Origin of the sequence: Ensifer sp. ENS06, from assembly GCF_014852205.1 — a bacterium.
GTDB classification, from domain to species: Bacteria; Pseudomonadota; Alphaproteobacteria; order Rhizobiales; family Rhizobiaceae; genus Ensifer; species Ensifer adhaerens.
In genome coordinates, this window is sequence record NZ_JACVBC010000001.1 from 1,270,551 (window position 1) to 1,292,637 (window position 22,087).

17 protein-coding genes are annotated in these 22,087 nt (G+C 63.2%); 10 read left to right on the forward strand and 7 right to left on the reverse strand.

Annotated elements, in window-relative coordinates; all coding sequences use genetic code 11:
* Nucleotides 1-20 precede the first annotated feature (20 nt).
* On the reverse strand, nt 21-890 hold the full coding sequence (locus IB279_RS06305; RefSeq protein ID WP_060604272.1) for a 23S rRNA (adenine(2030)-N(6))-methyltransferase RlmJ: 870 nt from the start codon (nt 888-890) through the stop codon (nt 21-23).
* 69 nt (nt 891-959) lie between these two features.
* Between IB279_RS06305 and IB279_RS06310 the strand changes: the two genes are divergently transcribed.
* The 5 genes from IB279_RS06310 (at nt 960) to IB279_RS06330 (ending at nt 8,756) form a co-directional block, all read left to right on the forward strand.
* Entirely contained in the window at nt 960-3,095 is a 2,136-nt protein-coding gene (locus IB279_RS06310; RefSeq protein WP_113188323.1) for a molybdopterin-dependent oxidoreductase, read from the forward strand.
* Nucleotides 3,096-3,127: 32 nt separating this feature from the next.
* Nucleotides 3,128-4,021 carry a cation diffusion facilitator family transporter gene (locus IB279_RS06315; RefSeq protein ID WP_113188281.1) on the forward strand — a complete coding sequence of 298 codons (894 nt, stop codon included), beginning with the start codon at nt 3,128-3,130 and terminating at the stop codon, nt 4,019-4,021.
* Between the two features lie 43 nt (nt 4,022-4,064).
* Nucleotides 4,065-4,661 (forward strand): NUDIX domain-containing protein, encoded by a 597-nt coding sequence (locus IB279_RS06320; protein ID WP_060522145.1) that lies wholly within the window; start codon nt 4,065-4,067, stop codon nt 4,659-4,661.
* Nucleotides 4,662-4,764: 103 nt separating this feature from the next.
* Entirely contained in the window at nt 4,765-7,374 is a 2,610-nt protein-coding gene (mprF, locus tag IB279_RS06325) for a bifunctional lysylphosphatidylglycerol flippase/synthetase MprF (RefSeq protein ID WP_113188282.1), read from the forward strand.
* Between the two features lie 59 nt (nt 7,375-7,433).
* Nucleotides 7,434-8,756 carry a virulence factor family protein gene (locus IB279_RS06330; protein ID WP_246801884.1) on the forward strand — a complete coding sequence of 441 codons (1,323 nt, stop codon included), beginning with the start codon at nt 7,434-7,436 and terminating at the stop codon, nt 8,754-8,756.
* 302 nt (nt 8,757-9,058) lie between these two features.
* Here IB279_RS06330 and purN read toward each other — a convergent pair whose 3' ends face one another.
* A complete protein-coding gene (gene purN / locus IB279_RS06335) occupies nt 9,059-9,727 on the reverse strand; it encodes a phosphoribosylglycinamide formyltransferase (RefSeq protein ID WP_113188284.1) in 669 nt (222 codons plus the stop codon).
* The gene (gene purM, locus IB279_RS06340; RefSeq protein ID WP_034803829.1) at nt 9,724-10,794 is read right to left on the reverse strand and encodes a phosphoribosylformylglycinamidine cyclo-ligase; all 1,071 of its coding nucleotides are present in this window, start codon (nt 10,792-10,794) and stop codon (nt 9,724-9,726) included. The genes purN and purM overlap by 4 nt, the downstream gene beginning before the upstream one ends.
* 259 nt (nt 10,795-11,053) lie before the next feature.
* Here purM and IB279_RS06345 point away from each other — a divergent pair, with 259 nt between their 5' ends.
* The 4 genes from IB279_RS06345 to ppx all read left to right on the forward strand — a co-directional run bounded on the left by IB279_RS06345 (nt 11,054) and on the right by ppx (nt 16,677).
* On the forward strand, nt 11,054-12,175 hold the full coding sequence (locus IB279_RS06345) for an AI-2E family transporter (RefSeq protein ID WP_060522149.1): 1,122 nt from the start codon (nt 11,054-11,056) through the stop codon (nt 12,173-12,175).
* A gap of 26 nt (nt 12,176-12,201) precedes the next feature.
* Complete coding sequence (hdaA, locus tag IB279_RS06350) at nt 12,202-12,891, forward strand: DnaA regulatory inactivator HdaA (RefSeq protein ID WP_089043948.1); 690 nt, start codon at nt 12,202-12,204, stop codon at nt 12,889-12,891.
* A gap of 64 nt (nt 12,892-12,955) precedes the next feature.
* Nucleotides 12,956-15,142 (forward strand): RNA degradosome polyphosphate kinase, encoded by a 2,187-nt coding sequence (locus IB279_RS06355; protein ID WP_034803821.1) that lies wholly within the window; start codon nt 12,956-12,958, stop codon nt 15,140-15,142.
* A gap of 11 nt (nt 15,143-15,153) precedes the next feature.
* Nucleotides 15,154-16,677, forward strand: coding sequence for an exopolyphosphatase (ppx, locus tag IB279_RS06360; RefSeq protein WP_034803818.1), 1,524 nt, complete (start codon nt 15,154-15,156; stop codon nt 16,675-16,677).
* A gap of 62 nt (nt 16,678-16,739) precedes the next feature.
* Here the strand turns inward: ppx and IB279_RS06365 are convergent, their stop codons facing one another.
* Both IB279_RS06365 and IB279_RS06370 read right to left on the reverse strand, forming a co-directional pair.
* Nucleotides 16,740-18,098, reverse strand: coding sequence for an esterase-like activity of phytase family protein (locus IB279_RS06365; protein WP_060604298.1), 1,359 nt, complete (start codon nt 18,096-18,098; stop codon nt 16,740-16,742).
* Nucleotides 18,099-18,303: 205 nt separating this feature from the next.
* Entirely contained in the window at nt 18,304-19,200 is an 897-nt protein-coding gene (locus IB279_RS06370; RefSeq protein WP_083523625.1) for an AraC family transcriptional regulator, read from the reverse strand.
* Between IB279_RS06370 and IB279_RS06375 the strand changes: the two genes are divergently transcribed.
* Nucleotides 19,199-19,606, forward strand: a complete 408-nt coding sequence (locus IB279_RS06375; RefSeq protein ID WP_034803813.1) for a DUF2000 family protein — start codon at nt 19,199-19,201, stop codon at nt 19,604-19,606. The genes IB279_RS06370 and IB279_RS06375 overlap by 2 nt on opposite strands.
* A gap of 46 nt (nt 19,607-19,652) precedes the next feature.
* Here IB279_RS06375 and IB279_RS06380 read toward each other — a convergent pair whose 3' ends face one another.
* Together IB279_RS06380 and rnd are read right to left on the reverse strand one after the other, a co-directional pair.
* Entirely contained in the window at nt 19,653-20,702 is a 1,050-nt protein-coding gene (locus IB279_RS06380; protein WP_034803810.1) for an adenylate/guanylate cyclase domain-containing protein, read from the reverse strand.
* Nucleotides 20,703-20,863: 161 nt separating this feature from the next.
* Complete coding sequence (rnd, locus tag IB279_RS06385) at nt 20,864-22,036, reverse strand: ribonuclease D (RefSeq protein WP_060522151.1); 1,173 nt, start codon at nt 22,034-22,036, stop codon at nt 20,864-20,866.
* Nucleotides 22,037-22,087 lie beyond the last annotated feature (51 nt).

Here is a 22,087-nt window from a genome sequence, read left to right on the forward strand (position 1 = left end):
CGGTGCGTCGCGCCCGTCCGTCAAGCCCCTCGGGTTGTCTGTTCTTCCCCGCGCAGCCAGAAGCAGCGGCTGGACGCGAAACGATCCTGCCCCAACCGGCTTTTCAGGAACGGCAGCAGCAGGTCGAGCTCGCTCTTCAGCGTGAAGGGCGGGTTTACGATGATGAGGCCGGAACCGGAAAGCCCTGTGGTTTCCCGGTCGCTTCTGACGGACAGTTCGGCGCAGAGCATCTTCGGGATGTCCAGCGCCTTCAGCGCCTCATGAAACGCTTTGATCGGCGCGCCCTGCTTTAAGGGATACCACAGGCAATAGACGCCGCCGGTAAAGCGGCGGTAGCCGCGCGCAAGGCCATCCACCAGCCGTTCGTATTCGCCCTCCTTTTCGAAGGGTGGGTCGACGAGAATCAATCCGCGCTTTTCCTTCGGCGGCAGGTGCGCGCCCAGCGCCAGCCAGCCGTCGAGCTCGGTGACGCGGCTCTGGAAATCGGCGTCGAACAGCCGGTGCAGCGTTTCGTAGTCGTCCGGATGCAGCTCCATCGCCGAAAGCCGGTCCTGGGGTCGGAAGAGCATGCGCGCGAGCTTCGGCGAGCCAGGGTAGAGCGTCAGCTCGGAGCCGGGGTTCAGCGCGCGGATGGAGGACAGGTAGGGGGCGAGGATCGCCGCGATCTCCGGTGGCAGTTCGCCCTCGAGCAGCCGGCCGACGCCGTCGCGCCATTCGCCGGTCTTCTGCGCTTCCTCGCTGGAGAGATCGTAGAGCCCGATGCCCGCATGGGTATCGAGAACGCGGAACGCCTTCTCCTTCTGCTGGAGATAGGTGACGAGCCGCGCCAGCACTGCGTGCTTCAGGACGTCGGCAAAATTGCCTGCGTGATAGATGTGCCGATAGTTCATGAGCGCCGCCGATGGCTGTGATCAATAGTTGCGATGGGTGGGCGATTGGCTCTTTGAGCCGAAATGCCGATGCCATATAGAAAAGCCATGAACGTTGCGACCCCCATCAAAGCAGAAAAAACCATCGGCCACTCGGTCTGTCCGCACGACTGTCCCTCGGCCTGCGCCCTGGAAGTCGACCTGACCGCCGAAGGGCGGATCGGCCGTGTACGCGGTGCAGCCGCCAATACCTACACCGCCGGCGTGATCTGCGCCAAGGTGGCGCGGTATTCCGAGCGCATCTATCATCCCGACCGTCTGATGGTGCCGAAGCGCCGCAAGGGCGCCAAGGGCGAGGGCGGCTGGCAGGAAGTGAGCTGGGAGGCCGCGCTCGATGAGATCGCCGATCAGTTCATTCGCGCCGAGCAGAAATATGGCGCCGAGACCGTGTGGCCATACTTCTATGCGGGCACCATGGGTCAGGTGCAGCGCGACTCGATCGACCGGCTGCGTCACGCCAAGCGCTATTCCGGCTTTTTCGGCTCGATCTGCACCAACATGGCCTGGACCGGTTTGAGCATGGCGACCGGCGCCTTGCGCGGCCCCGACCCGCGCGAAATGGCCAAGGCCGATTGCGTGGTGATCTGGGGCACGAATGCGGTTGCGACCCAGGTCAACGTGATGACCCATGCGGTGAAAGCCCGCAAGGATCGCGGCGCGAAGATCGTCGTCATCGACATCTACGACAATCCGACGGTCAAGCAAGCGGACATGGGCCTGGTGCTGAAGCCGGGCACCGACGCAGCACTTGCCTGCGCCGTGATGCACATCGCGTTTCGCGACGGCTACGCCGACCGGGCCTACTTGGCGAAATTCGCCGACGATCCGGCCGGCCTTGAAGCGCATCTGAAGTCGCGCGGGCCGGAGTGGGCGTCGGCGATCACCGGCCTTTCGGCCGAGGAAATCGAGGCCTTTGCAAAATTGGTCGGCGCGACGCCGCGGACCTATTTCCGGCTCGGCTACGGTTTCACGCGCCAGCGCAACGGTGCCGTCGCCATCCACGCGGCGGCATCCGTGGCGACCGTGCTCGGCTCCTGGAAACACGAAGGCGGCGGTGCCTTCCACTCCAACAACGATATCTTCAAGCTCGACAAGCGCGAGTTGATCGGCTCGGCCTTTCACGATCCGGATGTGCGCATGCTTGACCAGTCGCAGATCGGCCGAGTGCTGACCGGCGACGCCGAGGCGCTGCGCCACCGCGGTCCGGTGACGGCGATGCTGATCCAGAACACCAATCCCGTGAACGTCGCGCCGGAGCAGCGGCTGGTGAAGCGCGGCTTCCTGCGCGACGACCTCTTTGTTGCCGTGCACGAGCAGTTCATGACCGATACGGCTGCTGTTGCCGATATCGTGCTGCCGGCCACCATGTTCCTGGAGCATGACGATCTCTATCGCGGCGGCGGCCATCAGCACATCCTGATCGGCCCTAAGGTGGTAGAACCACCCTCGACCGTGCGCACCAATCTGTTCGTCATCGAGGAACTGGCCAAGCGCCTTGGCGTTGCCGATCATGCCGGCTTCGGCCTGACCGAGCGTGAGCACATTGATCGGCTGCTCGCCAACTACGGCATCGGCTACGAAGAGATGAAACGGGAGAAGTGGCTCGACTGTCAGCCCGCCTTCGAGGAGGCGCACTATCTCAACGGCTTTGGCCACCCGGACGGCAAGTTCCGCTTCAAGGCGGATTGGACGGGGACGCCGGCGCCGAACCGGCCGCCGAAGTCGATGGGCATTCAGGGGCCGCACCAGGCGCTGCCGGAGTTTCCTGATCATGTCGACCTCATCGAGGTTGCCGACGCCGAGCACCCGTTCCGGCTGGCGACCTCTCCGGCTCGATCCTTCCTGAATTCGACCTTTGCCGAGACGCCGTCCTCGATCCAGAAGGAAGTGCGCCCGGAAGTGATGGTTCATGCGGAAGATGCTGCAGAACTCGGCATTGCCGATGGCGATGTCGTCCAACTCGGCAACGTCCGCGGCGAGGTGCGTCTGCATGCGAAGATCGGTGGCGGCGCCCGTCGCGGCGTCGTCATCGCCGAGGGCCTGTGGCCGAATGGCGCGCATCTCGACGGGGAGGGCATCAACGTGCTCACCGGCGCCGATGCGGTGGCGCCCTATGGTGGTGCCGCCTTTCACGACAACAGGGTCTGGGTAAGGTTGGCGCGCTAAGTCAGGTTGTAGAACGGCAGACGGAACCTCCCATGAGCGGCGACCACCACCATGCAGATGTCACGAGCACGCCGCTTTCGAGGCTCTGGGCCTCGCTTGGCCTGACCGGCGGCTTCATGCTGGCCGAAGTCGTCGGCGGCATCCTGACCGGCAGCCTGGCGCTGATATCCGACGCCATGCACATGCTGACCGACACGGCGGCCCTTGCGATCGCGCTCGTCGCGATCCATGTCGGCCGTCGCCCGTCAGACCTCTTGCGCACCTATGGCTACGCCCGCTTCGAGATCCTGGCTGCCGCCTTCAACGCGCTGCTCCTGCTCGCTGTCGCCTTCTACATTCTCTATGAGGCCTGGAAGCGGCTGTCCGAGCCGCAGGAGATCCAGTCCGGCGGCATGCTGGTGATTGCCGTCATCGGCCTTCTCGTCAATCTCGCCTCGATGCGGCTGCTCACCAGCCACAAGGACGAAAGCCTCAACGTCAACGGCGCCTATCTCGAAGTCTGGTCGGACATGCTGGGCTCGCTCGCCGTCATCGTCGGCGCGGTGGTCATCTGGCTGACCGGCTGGCAGTGGGTGGATTCGCTGCTCGCTGTCGGCATCGGCTTCATGGTCTTTCCGCGCACCTGGGTGCTGCTGAAGGAGTGCGTCAACATCCTGCTCGAAGGCGTGCCGCCGGGCATGCGCCTCGCCGATGTCCACGCGACGATTGCCGCCGTTCCCGGTGTTGCCTCCGTGCATGACCTGCACCTCTGGGCGATCACCCAGAGCCAGCCGTCGCTGACCGCCCATGCGGTACTTGCCGACGGTGCCGATGCCGAGACCGTGCGCCGTGCAATCGAGGAGCAGTTGCGCGCGACGTTCGACCTGCACCACACGACGCTGCAGATGGAGCGGGAAGATCGCACGGCAGCGGAACATATCCACTGATGGCTGAAAGGGCGGGATTGCACTCGCCGGAGAAGGAAGTTGCATGAGCACCCAGCATGACCCACGCGTCAGGATCGTCGGCCGCCGCACGCTGTGGAAGGGCTTTGCGCACCTGGAAGAGGTGACGTTCGAACAGCAGATGTCCGATGGCGCGACCGTGACGCTGAAGCGGGAGATCCACGACCATGGCAATGCGGCGACCATCCTGCTCGTCGATGCCAGGCGCCAGAGCGTCATCCTGGTGCGGCAGCTTCGCGTTCCCGTTCTGCTCCAGGGCGACCCGGCCTATCTGATCGAGGCGGCCGCCGGGCTCCTCGACGGCGACACTCCGGAAGAGGCGATCTGCCGCGAGGCGCTGGAGGAGACCGGCTACCACGTCCAGGACGTCATCCACCTCTTCGATGTCTATATGAGTCCGGGGGCGCTGACCGAACGCACGAGCTTCTTTGCCGGCCACATCGACGCCACCGAGAAACGCGGCGACGGCGGCGGGCTTGCGCATGAGGGCGAGGACATCGAAGTGCTGGAAATCCCCTTCGACGAAGCCGTCGCAATGATCGCGACCGGAGAGATCTGCGATGCCAAGACGATCATGCTCCTGCAGTGGGCGCAGCTCAACCGGCAGCAGCTGTTTGCCTAAGGGATTGTTTTATAAGGGTATAATTTATTACCGATATTTCACTTTTTGATCCGTATCGGGTAAGCTAAAGCGCTGATGTCCTCATTATCGACATGGGCGCTTCATGACATCCTCCCTACCGGAACGTGCAACCGACGACGAGCAACAGGCGGAGGGAGGCTGGTTCTCCTTCCTGCGTCGCAATCGCCGTTATCTATCGGCTGCCGGTACGCTCTTCGTAATCGCACTTTTCGGCTTTGCGATCTTTCACCTGACGTCCGAAGTCCAGTACGACGAGGTCGTCCAGGCATTGGCGGATACCAGTTGGATCTCCGTCGCGGCGGCGGTGTTCTTCACCGCATTGAGTTTCCTCGCGCTCACCTTCTATGACGTCAGCGCGCTTGATTACGTCAAGCGAAAGCTGCCCTATGCCGATGTGGCGCTGACGGCGGCCTCGGCCTATGCGGTCGGCAATACTGCGGGGTTCGGGGCGCTCAGTGGCGGCGCCATCCGCTACCGCTCCTATTCGCGCCTCGGCATCGAGCCTGAGAACATCGCCCGCATCATCGCCTTCGTGACGCTCGCCTTCGGGCTCGGGCTGCTGGCGGTGACTTGCCTCAGCCTGCTTGCCGTCGGCGAGTATGTGGCGCCGATGACCGGGATGGATCCTCTGGTATTGCGCGTAATCGCGGCCGTGATCCTCGGCGGTCTGTTCACAGTGTTCTTTCTTGCCCGTGACGGGCGCGAGGTCAGCATCGGGCGTCTGACGCTTCGGCTCCCGGATTCGCGCACCGTTTCGCGCCAGTTCCTGGTGACGGCGCTCGATCTCGCCGCCTCGGCGACCGTTCTCTATGTTCTTCTACCCGCCGGCACGATCGGCTGGCCGGCCCTCCTTGCGGTCTATTCGCTGGCCGTCGGCGTTGGCGTCTTGAGCCATGTGCCGGCCGGTCTTGGCGTCTTCGAGACGATCATCATCGCGACGCTCGGCCACAATGCCGATGTCGACACCATTCTTGGCGCGCTGGTGCTCTACCGCGTGATCTATCACGTTCTGCCGCTCGTGATCGCGATCGCCGTCGTCATCGGCATCGAACTCCGCCAGTTGTCCGGTCATCCGGTTGCCTCCAGCGTGCGGCGCATCGGCGGCCGCATGACGCCGCTGCTTTTGGCAACGCTCGGCATCGTGCTGGCGATCATGCTGGTTCTTTCCAGCGTGACCCCGACGCCCGACGAGAACCTGGCATTCCTCGAAGGACTGCTGCCCTTGCCGATCGTCGAGGGCGCACACTTCCTCGCCAGCCTGCTCGGCCTTGCCCTGGTGGTCGTCTCGCGCGGACTGGCGCTGAGGCTTGACGGCGCCTGGTGGGCCTCGATCGTGATCGGGATCGCCGCGCTGCTGCTGTCGCTGATCAAGGCGATCGCCGTGGTGGAAGCGGGCATGCTGGCCTTCTTCCTGGTGGGGCTCATCGTCAGCCGCCGCCTGTTCGTGCGGCCGGCCTCGCTGTTCGGGCAGGCGCTGACGGTGCCGTGGCTGACGGCGCTCGGGGTCATCTGCCTGGGCGCGCTGGTCGTGCTGCTCTTCGTCTATCGCGATGTCGAATACAGCCATGAGCTCTGGTGGCAGTTCGAATTCTCCGCCGAAGCCCCCCGCGGCCTGCGCGCGCTTCTCGGCGTAACGATCGGCGCGAGCATGCTTGCGATCTGGAGCCTGATGCGCCCGGCAACCGGAGCCGCCGAGCCTGCCTCCGACGACGCGATGGAGCGGGCGCTCTCGATCGTCGAGGCGCAGGACATGTCCGATGCCAATCTGGTGCGCATGGGCGACAAGAGCCTGTTGTTTTCCGCCGACGGCCGAGCCTTCATCATGTATGGCCAGCGTGCTCGTTCCTGGATCGCGCTTTTCGATCCCGTCGGCCCGATCGATGCCTGGCCGGAGCTGATCTGGCACTTCATCGAAAAGGCGCGCGCGGCCGGCTGCCGGGCGGTTTTCTACCAGGTCTCGCCCCTGGGGCTTGCATACTATGCCGATGCCGGGCTGCGCGCCTTCCGGCTCGGCGAACTCGCGCGCGTCGATCTCGCCCGCTTCGAGCTGAAGGGGGGCAAATGGGCGAACCTGCGCCAGCAGGTGAGCCGCGCCCAGCGCGACGGGCTCGAGTTCCGTGTCGTAGCGCCCGAAAACGTTCCGGACGTCATGCCTGACCTGACCGCGGTCTCCGATGCCTGGCTCGCGCATCACAATGCCAAGGAGAAAGGCTTCTCGCTCGGTGCCTTCGATCCCGAGTATCTTCGCGAGCAGCCGGTGGCGATCCTCACCTGTGGTGGGCGTACGGTCGCATTTGCCAATATTCTGGTGACGGCGACCAAGGAGGAGGGGACCGTTGACCTCATGCGCTTTTCGCCGGATGCGCCGAAGGGCGCGATGGATTTTCTCTTCGCCCAGGTGATGGAGTATCTGAAGGCCGAGGGGTACCGTACCTTCAACCTTGGCATGGCGCCCCTGTCGGGCATGTCCACGCGCCAGATCGCGCCGGTCTGGGACCGGGCCGGGCGCACCTTCTTCGAACACGGCGAACGTTTCTACAACTTCAAGGGCTTGCGCGCCTTCAAGTCGAAGTTTCATCCGCAGTGGCAACCGCGCTATCTTGTCGCCAGTGGCGGCATCAATCCGATCCTCGCCCTGATGGATGCGACATTCCTGATCGGCGGCGGTCTCAAGGGAGTGGTGAAGAAATGATCCCTGTCGCGAACGCCTGGAAATGCCTGACTTCGGCGGCGCTGCTGCTCTCCGCATCGATGTTCCCCGCTCTCGCGGAAGACGCGCCGAAGAGCTACGATACCGGGATGATCCCGTCGCCGCGCATCATGCTGCCGAAGGAAAAGGCGGCCGCACTTGTTGTGCTGCTGTCGGACGCCGCCGGCTGGACGGACAAGGAACAGGCGATCGCCGACACGCTCACCGATGACAAGACAGTCGTTGTCGGCATCGACCTCAAGGCCTATCTCGCTTCACTCGCCAAGGATGATGGCGACTGCATCTACATGGTCTCCGACATCGAATCGCTGAGCCAGCAGGTGCAGCGTGCCGTCGGCACCGACGCTTACCAATTGCCCGTCGTCGCAGGCGTCGGTGCCGGTGGTGCGCTGGCACTCGCCATCGCTGCCCAGACACCGCCTGCCACCATCGGCCAAACACTTGCGATTGATCCGGAAGAGGGGATCGCGCTTGAAAAGCAACTCTGCACCCCGGCCGAAAAGGTGAAGAAGGGCGACCGCATGGTCTACGGCCTGACCGACGGGGCATTGCCGGATCCGGTTTCCGTCGTCTTTTCACCCGCGGCATCGGCCGACGGGCGCGCCCATGTGGCGGCATTGATCGCCAAGCATCCGGACGTCGAGCAGGAGGACAGTGACGACGACGCCTATACGACGCTGTCCGATCACCTCACCGATATCATCGACAGCGAGCGCGACGCCGGCAATCCGTTCGGCTTGCCCCTGACCATCCTCGACGCAAAGCCGACCCGTGACACGATGGCGGTGATCTATTCGGGCGACGGTGGTTGGCGCGATATCGACAAGGAAGTCGGCGACGTGCTGCAGCAGCAGGGTGTACCGGTCGTCGGTTTCGATTCCTTGCATTACTTCTGGTCCGAGCGCGATCCGCAGGCGACGGCGGACGACCTTGCCAAGGTGATGAGCTACTACCGCAAGCACTGGAACGTGCGAAACGTGCTCCTCATCGGCTATTCCTTCGGTGCCGACGTGCTGCCGCGAACCTTCAACCTGCTGCCGGCCGGCGAAAAGGCCCATGTTCGTCAGGTGACCTTGATGGCCCTCTCGCACATGGTCGATTACAAGGTCTCTGTGCTGGGTTGGCTAGGAGCTTCGGGCGACGGCAAGGGTGGTGATCCGCTCGACGATATCAAGCGCATCGATCCGGCGCTGGTGCAATGCATCTACGGCACCGACGAAGAGGACGATGCCTGCCCGCAACTGAAGGGCACCGGCGTCGACGTCATCGGCATCGACGGCGGCCACCACTTCGACGAGGATTATCCGGCGCTGACACGGCGCGTGCTTGATGCCCTCGATCGCCGGCTGGCTTCGGCGAAGTGAACGGTCGGTGTGTGGGGGCGTGAGGCTTACCCCCCTCTGCCCCGCCGGGGATCTCCCCCCACAAAGGGGAGATCGGCTAGACGCGCCCACCCGCTACAACTGAACGAGATTGCCCGCCGGCTCGATGTTGACGATGGGGGTATCCTTCTGCGCCAGATAGAGTTGCCACCGGCGAACCGGTAATGACCGCCGAGTGGTCGCCATCTGCTGATCTCCCCCCTTGCGGGGGAGATGCCCGGCATGACAGAGGGGCGTTAACCGCGTGAGATGCGCTGCGGTCGGGACAAAGCAACCCGGCGTGATTACGCACCCGGCGAAATCAGCGTACCCGTCGCCTCGCCAAGGCTCTTGCTCACAGCGCGACCGCCTTCCATGCGTATCTTGCCCTCGGCCATCAGCCGAAGCGCCATCGGATAGGTGCGGTGCTCGACGGTCAGCACTCGGGCAGCAAGGCTGTCGGACGTGTCTCCGGGCACGACTGGAACCACCGCCTGCGCCAGGATCGGGCCTTCGTCCATGCCTTCGGTGACGAAGTGCACAGTGCAACCGGCGACCTTCATGCCGGCGTCGATAGCCCGCTGATGGGTGTGCAGGCCGGGGAAAAGCGGCAGCAAGGACGGATGGATGTTGAGGATGCGTCCCTCGTGGCGCTGGATGAACGTCGCCGACAGCAGACGCATATAGCCGGCGAGGCAGATAATGTCCGGCGACAGCCGGTCGAGCTCGGCAAGAATTGCCGCCTCGTGGGCGTCCTTGCTGTCGAAGTCCTTGCGCAGGAAAGCACGGGTGGGGATGCCAAGCGCCTCGGCTTTGGCGAGGCCGCCGGCATCCGCCTTGTCGGCGATGACGGCGACGATCTCGGCCGGGAAATCCGGCTCGGCCGTTGCCTTTGCGAGCGCCAGCATGTTGGAGCCGCCACCAGAGATGAAGACGACGACCCGCTTCTTGCCCGTCGAGACTTCCGTCGTCATAGGGCCAGGTTGCCCTTGTAGATCGTGCCGGCTGCACCTTCGTCGCGGGCGACCATGCGGCCCAGCGTAAAGACGGTTTCGCCTTCGCCGGTGAGCACGGCGGAAACCTCTGCGGCCTTGTCGGCCGGAACGACGGCGATCATGCCGACGCCGCAGTTGAAGGTGCGCAACATTTCATTGGCGGCAACGCCGCCGGTCTGGGCAAGCCAGGAGAACACCTTCGGCGCCTTGATCGCGTCGAGGTCGATCTCGGCAGCGAGGTGCTTTGGCAGCACGCGCGGAATGTTCTCAGGGAAACCGCCGCCGGTGATGTGGGCGAGCGCCTTGATCGAACCGGTCTCGCGGATCGCCTTCAGGAGCGGCTTCACATAGATGCGCGTCGGCGTCATCAGGAGATCGGCAAGCGTACCTTCGCCGAACGGAGCAGGAGCATCCCAGGCAAGGCCCGAGAGCGTGACGATCTTGCGCACCAGCGAATAGCCGTTGGAATGCACGCCGGAGGAGGCGAGGCCGAGGATGACGTCGCCTTCGGAGATGTCACCGGCCGGCAGCAACTGACCGCGTTCGGCAGCGCCGACGGCAAAGCCCGCGAGATCGTAGTCGCCGCCCGAATACATGCCGGGCATTTCGGCGGTCTCGCCGCCGATCAGCGCGCAACCGGATTCGCGGCAGCCCGCAGCGATGCCGGCGACGATCGCGGCACCCTGGTCCGGGTCAAGCTTGCCGGTCGCGAAATAGTCGAGGAAGAAGAGCGGTTCGGCGCCCTGGACGACGAGGTCGTTGACGCACATGGCGACGAGGTCGATGCCGACGGTGTCGTGCTTGTTGGCGTCGATGGCGATCTTCAGCTTGGTGCCGACGCCGTCATTGGCGGCCACCAGAACCGGGTCGGTGAAGCCCGCGGCCTTGAGATCGAAGAGACCGCCGAAGCCGCCGATTTCGCCGTCGGCGCCGGGCCGTCGGGTCGAGCGCACATGCGGCTTGATCTTCTCGACCATCAGGTTCCCGGCGTCGATATCAACGCCCGCGTCGCTATAGGTGAGACCGTTCTTTCCCGACTGGCTCATGCTCGTTCTCCAAGGCTCGTCGTGCGACAGGTATTTTGCGGATGCGATTGGCACGGCAGGCAAGGGAGTGCAAGCCGAGAGCAGGCCTTGGCGGCGTTTTTTCACCATTTTGCCCATATCCCACGGCGCAAGCCAGTCAGCTTGGCTATAAACTGGATGACTGCACCGGTCGGACTTGACCGTTACGCGCACCGCCCCCTATCTCCTTGACAGGGTTGTGATACGCAACAGTGGCGAGCGGCGCCTCACGAGGAGTGTCATGGATATCAAGGTCAGCGGTTCCGGATTGCAGCGCCAGGTCATTTTCTGGCTACTGGTGCTTGCCGCCTTCATTGCCTTCCTCATGGTTTTCAGCTCGATCCTGCTGCCGTTCCTGGCCGGCATGGCGCTTGCCTATTTCCTCGACCCGGTCGCCGACCGCCTGGAGCGGTTCGGCTTGAGCCGGTTGATGGCGACGGTCGTGATCCTGATCGGCTTCGTCGTCGTCTTCGTGCTGGCCCTCATGGTCATCATTCCTGTCGTCGTCAGCCAGGCGGCCGATTTCATTGCGAACATCCCCGGCTATGCCGCCAAGCTGCAGGTGCTCGTCAACGAAGCGCAGACGCGGCTGATTCCCGATTGGCTCGCGAGCCAGATGCCCTCGCTGAAGCAAAGCTCCGGCAAACTGCTCGAACAGGGTGCGGCCTTCGTCGGCACGCTCTTCCAGCAGATCTGGAACTCCGGCGTGGCGTTGCTCGACGTCATCTCGCTGCTGGTCGTCACCCCTGTCGTCGCCTTCTATATCCTGCTCGATTGGGACCGGATGGTCGAGAAGGTCGATAGCTGGGTTCCGCGCGACTACGTCTCGGATGTGCGCCAGATCGCCCGCGACATGAACGCGACGATCGCCGGATTTGTGCGCGGGCAGGGCTCGCTCTGCCTCATCCTTGGTCTTTATTACGGGATCGGCCTGTCGCTGGTCGGTCTCAATTTCGGTCTGCTGATCGGTCTCTTCGCCGGCATGATCAGTTTCATTCCCTATGTCGGATCCATGGTCGGCCTGGTGCTCGCCGTTGGCGTCGCACTGGTCCAGTTCTGGCCGGACTATCTGTGGATCGGCCTCGTGCTTGCCGTCTTCTTCAGCGGCCAGTTCATGGAGGGCAATATCCTCCAGCCGAAGCTGGTGGGCAAAAGCGTCGGCCTGCATCCGGTCTGGCTGATGTTTGCGCTGCTTGCCTTCGGTGCACTGTTCGGCTTCGTCGGTCTTCTGGTCGCGGTGCCCGCAGCAGCCGCCATCGGCGTGCTTGTCCGCTTCGGCATCCAGCGCTACCTTGATAGCGACCTCTATCACGGGCACGGCAAGGCCGTGGAAAAGAAGGCGAAGAGCGACAAGGCCGCCTGATTTCCGACGATTGTCCCGAGTACAGCATGACAAAACGCCCATTCGAACAAATCCCCCTGGCTTTCGGCCACGACCCGGCGACGGGTCGTGAGGACCTGCTCGTCTCCGACAGGCTGAGCGCGGCCATCGCCATCGTCGACCACTGGCCGGACTGGCCGGCGCCCGTGGTCATCATCGCCGGCCCGATCGGCTCGGGAAAATCGCATCTCGCCAGCATCTGGAAGGAGCGGGCAGGAGCGGAAGTGATCCACCCGCTCGCCGGCTCCGATGCCGCGTTGATCGCGGCCGAACGACCTGTTCTCTTCGAGGATGCCGACCGCAGCGGCTTCGACGACACGACGCTGTTCCACGTCATCAACAATGTGCGCCAGCACGGCACCAGCCTGCTGATGACGACGCGGCTCTGGCCGATGTCCTGGCCGGTGACGCTGCCGGACCTGCGCTCGCGCCTGAAGGCGGCGACCGTGGTCGAGATCGGTGAGCCGGACGACGAATTGCTGACGCAGGTGCTGATCAAGCTCTTTGCCGATCGCCAGCTTTTCGTCGACGAGCGGCTGGTGGGCTACATCGTCCAGCGCATGGAGCGCTCGCTGGAGGCAGCGCAGACGATCGTCGAGCGCATCGACCATCTGGCGCTGGCCCGCGGCACGAAGCTTTCACGCGCGCTCGCTTCCGAAGTTCTCGAAGAACTGGGAAATCAGCGTCGGTCCGATTGACTGTCACAGAACCGTCGTCAAACTGAGATAGCCGGTGCAGCCGGAGCAATGGGATCTGAAAAGCATGGATAACGCGCTATCTGCGGTGAACGAAAACCAGGCATCGGCGGAGGACGTCGACCTGCTGACGAGCCCGCAGCGCTTCATCAACCGCGAATTTTCCTGGCTGCAGTTCAATCGCCGCGTGCTCGAGGAAACGCTGAACACGGCGCATCCTCTGCTGGAGCGTGTTCGCTTTCTGTCGATCTCTGCCGCCAACCTCGACGAGTTCTTCATGGTGCGCGTCGCCGGCCTCGAAGGCCAGGTGCGCCAGGGCCTCTCGATGCGTTCGCCCGACGGCAAGACCCCGGTCGAGCAGCTCGAAGACATCCTGAAGGAAATCGACAATCTGCAGATGGAGCAGCAGGCCTCGCTCGCCGTGCTTCAGCAGTATCTCGCCAAGGAAGACATCCTGATCGTTCGCCCGGCCTCGCTTTCGGTGCAGGACAGGAGCTGGCTTGCCAACGAGTTCGATCAGTCGATCTTCCCAGTGCTGACACCGCTCTCCATCGACCCGGCGCATCCGTTCCCCTTCATTCCGAACCTCGGCTTTTCGATGGGCCTGCAGCTCGTCAGCAAGACCGGCCGCGAGCCAATGACGGCGCTCCTGCGTCTGCCGGTGGCACTCGACCGCTTCATCCGGCTGCCCGACGTCAAGAACGTCATCCGCTATATCACCCTCGAAGACATGGTCAGCCAGTTCATCGACCGGCTGTTTCCGGGCTATGAGGTCAAAGGCTCCGGTACCTTCCGCATCATTCGCGACAGCGATATCGAGGTGGAAGAAGAGGCGGAAGACCTCGTTCGCTTTTTCGAGACCGCGCTGAAGCGCCGTCGCCGCGGTTCGGTGATCCGCATCGAGACCGATTCGGAAATGCCGGCGTCGCTGCGCCAGTTCGTCGTGCAGGAACTGGGCGTCCCGGAAAACCGGATCGCCGTCCTGCCGGGACTGCTGGCACTCAACACTTTGTCCGAAATCACCAAGGCTCCACGCGATGATCTGCGCTTCGAGCCGTACAATCCGCGTTTCCCCGAGCGCGTGCGCGAGCATGCCGGCGACTGCCTGGCGGCGATCCGCGAGAAGGACATGGTGGTGCATCACCCCTACGAGTCCTTTGACGTGGTCGTGCAGTTCCTGTTGCAGGCAGCGCGCGATCCTGAAGTCGTCGCCATCAAGCAGACGCTTTACCGCACGTCGAACGACAGCCCGATCGTGCGCGCCCTGATCGACGCCGCCGAGGCCGGCAAGTCGGTGACGGCGCTCGTCGAGCTCAAGGCCCGCTTCGACGAGGAAGCCAATATCCGCTGGGCGCGCGACCTCGAACGCGCCGGCGTCCAGGTCGTCTTCGGCTTCATCGAACTGAAAACCCACGCCAAAATGTCGATGGTGGTGCGGCGCGAAGAGGGCAAGCTTCGGACCTACTGCCATCTCGGCACCGGCAACTATCACCCGGTCACCGCGAAGATCTACACCGACCTGTCGTTCTTCACCTGCAACCCGGTCATCGCCCACGACATGGCGAACATCTTCAACTTCATCACCGGCTACGGCGAGCCGGAGGCGGGCATGAAGCTGGCCGTCTCGCCGCACACGCTGCGCCCGCGCATTCTCAGGCACGTCGACGAAGAGATCGAGCATGCCAAGGCCGGGCGCCCGGCGGCGATCTGGATGAAGATGAACTCGCTCGTCGATCCGGAGATCATCGACGCGCTCTATAAGGCGAGCCGCGCCGGCGTCGAAATCGACCTGGTGGTGCGCGGCATCTGCTGCCTGCGCCCGCAGGTCCCGGGGCTCTCGGACAATATCCGTGTCAAGTCCATCGTCGGTCGATTCCTCGAACATTCCCGCATATTCTGCTTCGGTAACGGTCACGGGCTTCCATCGGAGAATGCCCTTGTCTATATCGGCTCGGCGGATATGATGCCGCGCAATCTGGATCGGCGGGTCGAGACGCTCGTGCCTCTCATCAACCGGACTGTGCACGAACAGGTTCTGTCGCAGATCATGCTGGGTAATCTCATCGACAACCAGCAGAGCTACGAAATTCTTCCCGATGGCACCTCTCGCCGGATGGAAGTCGGCAAGGATGCCGAGCCTTTCAACGCACAGCACTATTTCATGACCAATCCCAGCCTCTCCGGCCGGGGCGAGGCCCTGAAGTCCAGCGCACCGAAGCTCATAGCCGGCTGGAAGAGCGGCTGGCACAAATAAACTGGAATTGCATGGTCGAATCTGAAGCGCAGGGGCGTCTGCCCGGCATCCGCCCGGTTTCCGTTATCGATATCGGTTCGAACTCCATCCGCCTTGTCGTCTATGAAGGCCTGAGCCGCTCGCCGGCCATGCTGTTCAACGAAAAGGTGATGTGCGGTCTCGGCAAGGGCATCGATGCGACCGGACGCATGGATGAAGACAGCGTCGAGCGCGCGCTGAAAGCGCTGCATCGCTTTCACGCGCTCTCCAAGCAGGCGCGTGCGACCTCGATGTATGTGCTGGCGACGGCCGCCGCACGCGAGGCGAGCAATGGGCCCGCCTTCATCGAGAAGGCGGAGGCGATCCTCGGTCACAAGGTCCGCATCCTTACCGGCGAGGAAGAGGCCTATTATTCCGCGATGGGCATCGTCAGCGGCTATCACGATCCCGACGGTGTCGTCGGCGACCTTGGCGGTGGCTCGCTGGAACTCGTCGAGGTCTCCGGCACGAAAATCGGCAAGGGCATCACCCTCCCGCTCGGCGGTATCCGTTTGTTCGAGCACAGCAACGGCTCACTCACCAAGGCGCGCACCTGGGTGCGCAAGTTCATGAAGAACTCGGCGGTGCTGAAGACCGGCACGGGACGGACGTTCTATGCGGTCGGCGGCACTTGGCGTTCGATCGCCAAGCTGCACATGGAGATCCGCGACTATCCGCTGCACATGATGCAGGGCTACGAGATTTCCTTTGACGAGGCGATGGCGCTTTTGCCGGAAGTGATCGAGCCGAAGAACATCAAGCCGTCCGCCTATTCGACGATCTCGAAGAGCCGCCGCAGCCTTCTGCCCTTCGGCGCGATCGCCATGCAGGAAGCGCTGGAGATCATGAAGCCGGAGCGGATTTCCTTCTCGGCGCTCGGCGTTCGCGAAGGTTATCTTTTCTCGCTCTTGAGGGACGAGGAACGTGCTCAGGATCCGCTGCTGACGGCGGCCAACGAGATCGCCATCCTGCGTGCCCGCTCGCCCGAGCACGCCCGCGAACTGGCTGACTGGACCGGTCGCATGGTGCCGTTCTTCGGGATTGAGGAGACGGAAGAGGAAGGCCGGTATCGCCAGGCGGCCTGCCTGCTCGCGGATATCAGCTGGCGGGCGCACCCCGACTATCGCGGTCTCCAGGCGCTGAACATCATCGCCCACTCGACCTTCTCCGGCATTACCCATGCCGGCCGCGCCTATATTGCGCTTTCCAATTATTACCGCTTCGAGGGGCTCAACGACGACGGCGCCACGAACGCACTTGCCGGCATCACCACGCCGCGCCTGCTGGAACTGGCAAAGCTGCTCGGCGGCCTCTTGCGTGTCGCCTATCTTTTCTCCGCATCGATGCCGGGGATTGCCCGTAACCTGACGTTCCGCAAGTCGTCTCTGCCGGACGTGGATCTCGAAATCGTCGTGCCTGCGGACTATTCGGAATTCCAGGGCGAGCGCCTGGATGGACGCCTGCAGCAGCTTGGAAAGCTCACTGGCAAGCGTCTCGCTTTCCACTTCGAAAGCTGACGCCGAAAAGTCACCGGTCGAACGGGAAGGGCGCGCGAACCTATGTTCGCGCGCCCTTTTGATTATTCGGCCTTGAGGAAGTCGCCGACTTCGAGCAGCACGAACTCGTTGTCGTCGGCCTTGTCGAGCGCGCGGCCGGCCGAGAACGGCAGGTTGTTGTCGTTGCCGACGATGATGTGGGTCTCATCGACGCGGTCGACGTTCTCGATGGTGACGAAGGGCATATCGTAGAAGCCTTCGCCGCCGCCTTGGCGCTTGTTGTTGTCCGGATCGGCGATCTTCAAGAGGTCGATGTAGCCGATCTTGCGCACGGCCTTGCCGGCATTGTTGTCGTCAAAGGCGATCTTGTAGATGCGCTTGACCTTGGAGCCCGTTGCGAAGCAGTCCGGCTTCGGGTCCTTCGGATCGGCGCAGGCCTTGTCCACCGTGCCGGCGCCATTGTCGCGCTCGATCACCAGTGCGGTCTTGTCGTCGAGCATGTTGAAGTCGCCGATCGCCTCGCCGCCTTCAGCCAGCGGATAGAGCCAGCTGCGGCCGGTCCAGGCTTTGCTCGCAACATCGAGTTCGATGATGCGCAGCGCCGGGCGGCCATCGGCCTGCTCGACCGTTTCGCTGTCGGTCCAGAGCGGGCCTTCGAGCAGGCCGTAAAGCTTGCTGCCGTCCTTGGAAAGCGCCATGCCTTCATAGCCACCGGAGCGCTTCAGGTTGAAGGCGGGCGTCTTCTTCGAGGGATCGCCCTGCAGCGTCAGCGTCGGATTGTCGGGCGAAAGCACCGGCTTGCCGTCGACCGTGGTCGCGATCACATCGGTCAGCTTGCCGTCGAGATCGAACTTGAGGATGTAGGGGCCGAACTCTTCACCGACCCAGAAGCCGTCCGCAACCGGCTGGATCGATTCGACGTCGAAGTCGGCGCCGGTGAGATAACGCTTGTCCGAGCCTTCCATGACGATCGGAAAGGGGGCCTTCTTGTCCGGGTCGGTCAGGAACAACGTCTTCAGTGCTTCGACCTTGCCGGCGTCCCAGTCCATCTTCACGTGGTGCAGCATCAGCATGGCGTCGCTGGAGTTCATCTTGCTGCCGAAACCGTTGTCGGAGAGGCTCCAGAAGGTGCCGTCTTCCATCGCCTTGATGCCGGAAAAGCCCTGCATCGGCTGGCCGTCGAAGGGCAGCGACAGGCCGGTCAGGCGAACGCCGTCCTTGCCCGGAACGGTGCCGAGCGCTTCGGCACGCTTGCGGTCCGCGGTGGTGAACTTGCCGGAGGTCTTGAGGTATTCCGGTGCGTCCGAGGGGGCGGCGATGATCGTGTTGGCCGGCAGGATCGCGTGGCCCTTCAGCGTCGCGGTAAAGGACTTTTCCTCGGCCGAGGCGGCCATCGTCATCAAAAGAGAAAGAGCCGCGGTGGCGAGAAGCGTTTTCGTCATGAGGTTCACCTTGGGTTGGAGCCTTCTGCATGTCTCCTTGGATCGCCCTAGATCCAAGGAGGCAGACGTGCAGCAAATTCGACGTGCTGCAGCGACCCTTGCGCGTCCTAGGACGCGCGGCGCTGCAGTCCGCAACCCGATAGGCGGCTATGATGACGGTTGGGTGATGCTTGCTTTACAACCCGATGAAGCTTTGGTGACAGGATTAGCCGGCGACGGCGAGGCTTGCCCAGCGGCCGGGCGTCAGGCCGTAGGCGCGCTTGAAATGACGGGTGAAATGCGCCTGGTCGGCAAAGCCGGTTTCGAGCGCAGCACCGGCAAGGCTTTCGCCCCGGGCGATCATCTGCCGTGCCCGCTCCAGCCGGCGCATCAGCAGGTAGCGATGGGGGCTGGTGCCGAGAACCCGGCGGAATTGCCGGGCGAGCGTGAAGCGATCGAGCCCGCTCACCGCCTCAAGTTCCTGCGAGCCGACGGGCCGTTCGAGATTGGCGCGAAGGAATTCGCTCGCCTGTAGAACGGCATGCTTGTCGGCCTTTGCGGGCTTGGCGTCCTTGGTGCCGGCGTGACGGTAGAGCCCCTCGGCGATCCGCACGAGGATATCGTCGAGCGCCAGTTCGTCGATGCCATTGTCGAGATCCATCACGGCTTCGCCGACCGCCTGCCGCAGCGCCTCGTCGCCCACGACAGGGGCTGCGACGAAGGGCAGGGAGCGGTCGGTTTCATCAAGGGCTGCGAGTAGCCGTTCCGGCTGCAGATACATCATCCGGTAGCGCAGCCCGATCTCCGTTCCCGCGCCGCCATCATGGATCTCGTCCGGGTGGAGGATGATGATGCTTCCAGGATTGCTGAAGCGGCTTTCGCCGCGATACTGAAACGTCTGGACGCCGCCGAGCGTTACGCCGATGGCATAGGTGTCGTGGCGGTGCGGCTCAAAAAATTTTCCATGCAGGCGCGCCTCGATGCGCTCGATGCCATCGACGGCAGGCGCAACCCGAATGCCGTCGCCGGGCGCGCCGCACAATCGTTCAAGATCGATCGCAGCGCCGTCCGATAATGCGTCTTCCGGCACGCCCTGTCGGGCTGAAATGGAGATGGCCGTCATGTTCGATACCAAATTTGCAATCGTCTTGCGCGAGGACCTGGCAACCTGGCAGAAGCTCAACGTCACCGCCTTCCTCGCCACCGGGATCGCCGGACAGAAGCCCGGGATCATCGGCGAAGATTATCGCGATGGCGCCGGCAACGTCTACAACGCCTTGAGCATCCAGCCGATCATCGTCCTTGCCGCAGATGGGAAGACGCTCGGCAACATTCAACGGCGCGCGATCGAAAGAGAGGTCAAAGCTTCGATCTATGTCGACGGCATGTTTGCCACCGGTCACGACCACGCCAACCGTGCGGTTTTCGCCGAGACCAGGCCGGACGACGCGGCAGTCGCCGGCATTGCCATTCATGCGGACAGGAAGCTGGTCGACAAGATCACCAAGGGTGCCAAGCTGCACGGCTGACGGCGATCGCGATCCGGCCGATCGATGCCCTGCGCGCCGGCCGGGATCACTCGGCCGCGGTCGATGCCAGCTGAGGAGCCGCGCTGCCTGCGCGCAACGACAGAACGCCAAGCTTCTGCCCGCGTCCTCTGACGGCGTGCTCGCCGAGATCCTCGACCCGCACATAATGCGGCAGACGCATCTTGCGGGCGAGATCGGTGGAGATCAGTACCTGGTGGCCGAGCGTCTTGCAGAAACCTTCGAGCCGGGCGGTGGTGTTCACCGTATCGCCGAAATAGGTGATCTTGTGCCGGTCGAGCCCGATTTCCGCCGCGACGATGGTGCCGCCATGAAGCGCCGCGCGCAGCCGCGGAACCTCGCCGAACTCCTTTTGCCAACGGCGCGCATCCGCATCGATCATTTCCAGAATGTCGAAGACGCAATGAATGCAGGCCGCATTGTTGGTGGCGCGATCGAAAGGCCAGGTAATGACGGCGGCGTCACCGATATAGTCGTCGATCGAGCCGCGGTAGCGCATGACCGGGTCGGCGATCGTCGCAAACAGCCTGCCGAGATACTCCTGCATCCGCAGGTCGCCGTGTTTCTCGGCATAGGCGGTCGAGCCGGCCAGGTCGATGAAGAGGAAGACGCGTTCTTCCTCGACCGGTCTGCGATAGCGGCCGGTGAGCAGGCTCAAAAAGACGTCGCGCCCGAGGAGTTCGCGAACCCTGAGGATGAAGACGAGCGAACCTGATACGCCGAGCGCGAAGATTAGGACCGTCTTGGACGGCATCATCGCGTCCATCCAATGGTCCTCCATGACGCCGCCCGACTGCATGAGCAGGCCAGCGGCGGCATATCCGATGTCGAGAAGCACGAAGTAGATCACCAGCGACGCGACGAAAAAGACCGGCGTGGAAAAGGCGTGGATCCGTCGATGCAGGCGCCGGAAAATGATGCGTCGCTCGAAGGCGATGATCGGCAGGCACATGAAGAGCGCATAGGTCGCGCCGATCAAGGCGCCCTTGCCGTAGAAAACCCATGCGTAGACCGCGCCGGCGCCTGCGACGACCAGCAGCAAGAGAAGTCCTTCGAAAGTAGAAAAGCGCCAACGCATGCAGAAAGCTCCGGTACCGGAAGAGGCGGCATCCGTGTCGGTCGGCGTTGCCCAAGGCGCCGGCTCACGTCACATCGTTTGATACGATGGTGATTCTGTTCCGCCCGGCCCTTCGCTAGAGCTGGATTCAGGCGGAAACTTGTCTCCGCCCAATCCCTTTTTCAAGCTGACGCGGACGTGATCTCGGCGCTGATTTCCACTGCTTCGATCTTCTTGTCGACGAAGCGCAGGGCAACGTCGCCGTTGATCAGCTTCAGTGCCGTTTCGCCGAAGAGTTCGCGCCGCCAGCCCTTGAGCGCGGCGACATCCGCCTTCTCGCCCTCGGCAGCTATTTTGTCGAGATCTTCGCTGTTGGCGATGATCTTCGCGGCGACACCCTGCTTCTCGGCGATCAGCTTCAAAAGCACCTTCAGCATCTCGCCAGCGGCCGCAGCACCTTCCGGCGCATGGCTTTGGCGCGGAAGCTTCGGCAGATCGGTCTTCGGGATCGCCAGCGCCTCGTTGACGGCCTCGACGACCGCCGTTCCGGCGGTGGAGCGTTCCCAGCCCTTGGGGATGGTCCGGAGCCGTGCCAGTGCTTCCGCATCCTTCGGCTGCTGCTGGGCGATCTCGTAAATGGCGTCATCCTTGAGGATGCGGCCGCGCGGCACGTTGCGGGCGCGTGCCTCGCGCTCGCGCCAGGCGGCGACCGTCTTCAGCACGGCGAGCTCAATCGGCTTCTTTACCCGCATCTTCAGCCGCTGCCAGGCGTCGTCAGGATGCAGGTCGTAGGTGTCGCGGGCTTCGAGAATGGCCATCTCTTCGGTCAGCCAGAGCGAACGGCCTTCGCGTTCGAGTTCTGCCGCCAGGTATTTGTAGATGTCGCGCAGATGCGTCACGTCGGCCAGCGCATAGTCGAGCTGCTTTTCGGTCAGCGGACGGCGGCTCCAGTCGGTAAAGCGCGAGGACTTGTCGATCTGCGTGCCGGTGACGCGGTTGACCAGCTGGTCATAGGAAACGCTGTCGCCAAAGCCGCAAACCATCGCTGCGACCTGCGTATCGAAGATCGGATGCGGAATAAGGTTTCCGAGATGGAAGATGATCTCGATGTCCTGACGCGCGGCATGGAACACCTTGATGACCTCAGGGTTTGCCATCAGCGCGAAGAAGGGCGCAAGATCGATGCCCTTCGCCATCGGGTCGACGATGACGGCAAGGTCCGGGCTCGCCATCTGGATCAGGCAAAGCTCCGGCCAGAAAGTCGTCTCGCGAAGAAATTCGGTATCAATCGTAATATAATTTGATAGGGCCAGCTGCTGGCAGGCGGCCTCAAGGTCTGCTGTTGTTTCAATCATCAGATTTAAATCACTGTGGCGAAAATGCGGCTTGGAATTTCGTGTAACTCT

Excerpts from the sequence above, each read along its gene's own strand:
- IB279_RS06305 (WP_060604272.1), bottom strand. The coding sequence starts at position 890 with ATGAACTATCGGCACATCTATCACGCAGGCAATTTTGCCGACGTCCTG.
- purM (WP_034803829.1), bottom strand. The coding sequence starts at position 10,794 with ATGAGCCAGTCGGGAAAGAACGGTCTCACCTATAGCGACGCGGGCGTT.
- IB279_RS06375 (WP_034803813.1), top strand. The coding sequence starts at position 19,199 with ATGTTCGATACCAAATTTGCAATCGTCTTGCGCGAGGACCTGGCAACC.
- IB279_RS06355 (WP_034803821.1), top strand. The coding sequence starts at position 12,956 with ATGGATAACGCGCTATCTGCGGTGAACGAAAACCAGGCATCGGCGGAG.
- IB279_RS06370 (WP_083523625.1), bottom strand. The coding sequence starts at position 19,200 with ATGACGGCCATCTCCATTTCAGCCCGACAGGGCGTGCCGGAAGACGCA.
- purN (WP_113188284.1), bottom strand. The coding sequence starts at position 9,727 with ATGACGACGGAAGTCTCGACGGGCAAGAAGCGGGTCGTCGTCTTCATC.
- IB279_RS06380 (WP_034803810.1), bottom strand. The coding sequence starts at position 20,702 with ATGCGTTGGCGCTTTTCTACTTTCGAAGGACTTCTCTTGCTGCTGGTC.
- IB279_RS06310 (WP_113188323.1), top strand. The coding sequence starts at position 960 with ATGCCATATAGAAAAGCCATGAACGTTGCGACCCCCATCAAAGCAGAA.
- IB279_RS06320 (WP_060522145.1), top strand. The coding sequence starts at position 4,065 with ATGAGCACCCAGCATGACCCACGCGTCAGGATCGTCGGCCGCCGCACG.
- IB279_RS06330 (WP_246801884.1), top strand. The coding sequence starts at position 7,434 with ATGTTCCCCGCTCTCGCGGAAGACGCGCCGAAGAGCTACGATACCGGG.
- rnd (WP_060522151.1), bottom strand. The coding sequence starts at position 22,036 with ATGATTGAAACAACAGCAGACCTTGAGGCCGCCTGCCAGCAGCTGGCC.
- IB279_RS06345 (WP_060522149.1), top strand. The coding sequence starts at position 11,054 with ATGGATATCAAGGTCAGCGGTTCCGGATTGCAGCGCCAGGTCATTTTC.
- IB279_RS06365 (WP_060604298.1), bottom strand. The coding sequence starts at position 18,098 with ATGACGAAAACGCTTCTCGCCACCGCGGCTCTTTCTCTTTTGATGACG.
- mprF (WP_113188282.1), top strand. The coding sequence starts at position 4,765 with ATGACATCCTCCCTACCGGAACGTGCAACCGACGACGAGCAACAGGCG.
- hdaA (WP_089043948.1), top strand. The coding sequence starts at position 12,202 with ATGACAAAACGCCCATTCGAACAAATCCCCCTGGCTTTCGGCCACGAC.
- IB279_RS06315 (WP_113188281.1), top strand. The coding sequence starts at position 3,128 with ATGAGCGGCGACCACCACCATGCAGATGTCACGAGCACGCCGCTTTCG.
- ppx (WP_034803818.1), top strand. The coding sequence starts at position 15,154 with ATGGTCGAATCTGAAGCGCAGGGGCGTCTGCCCGGCATCCGCCCGGTT.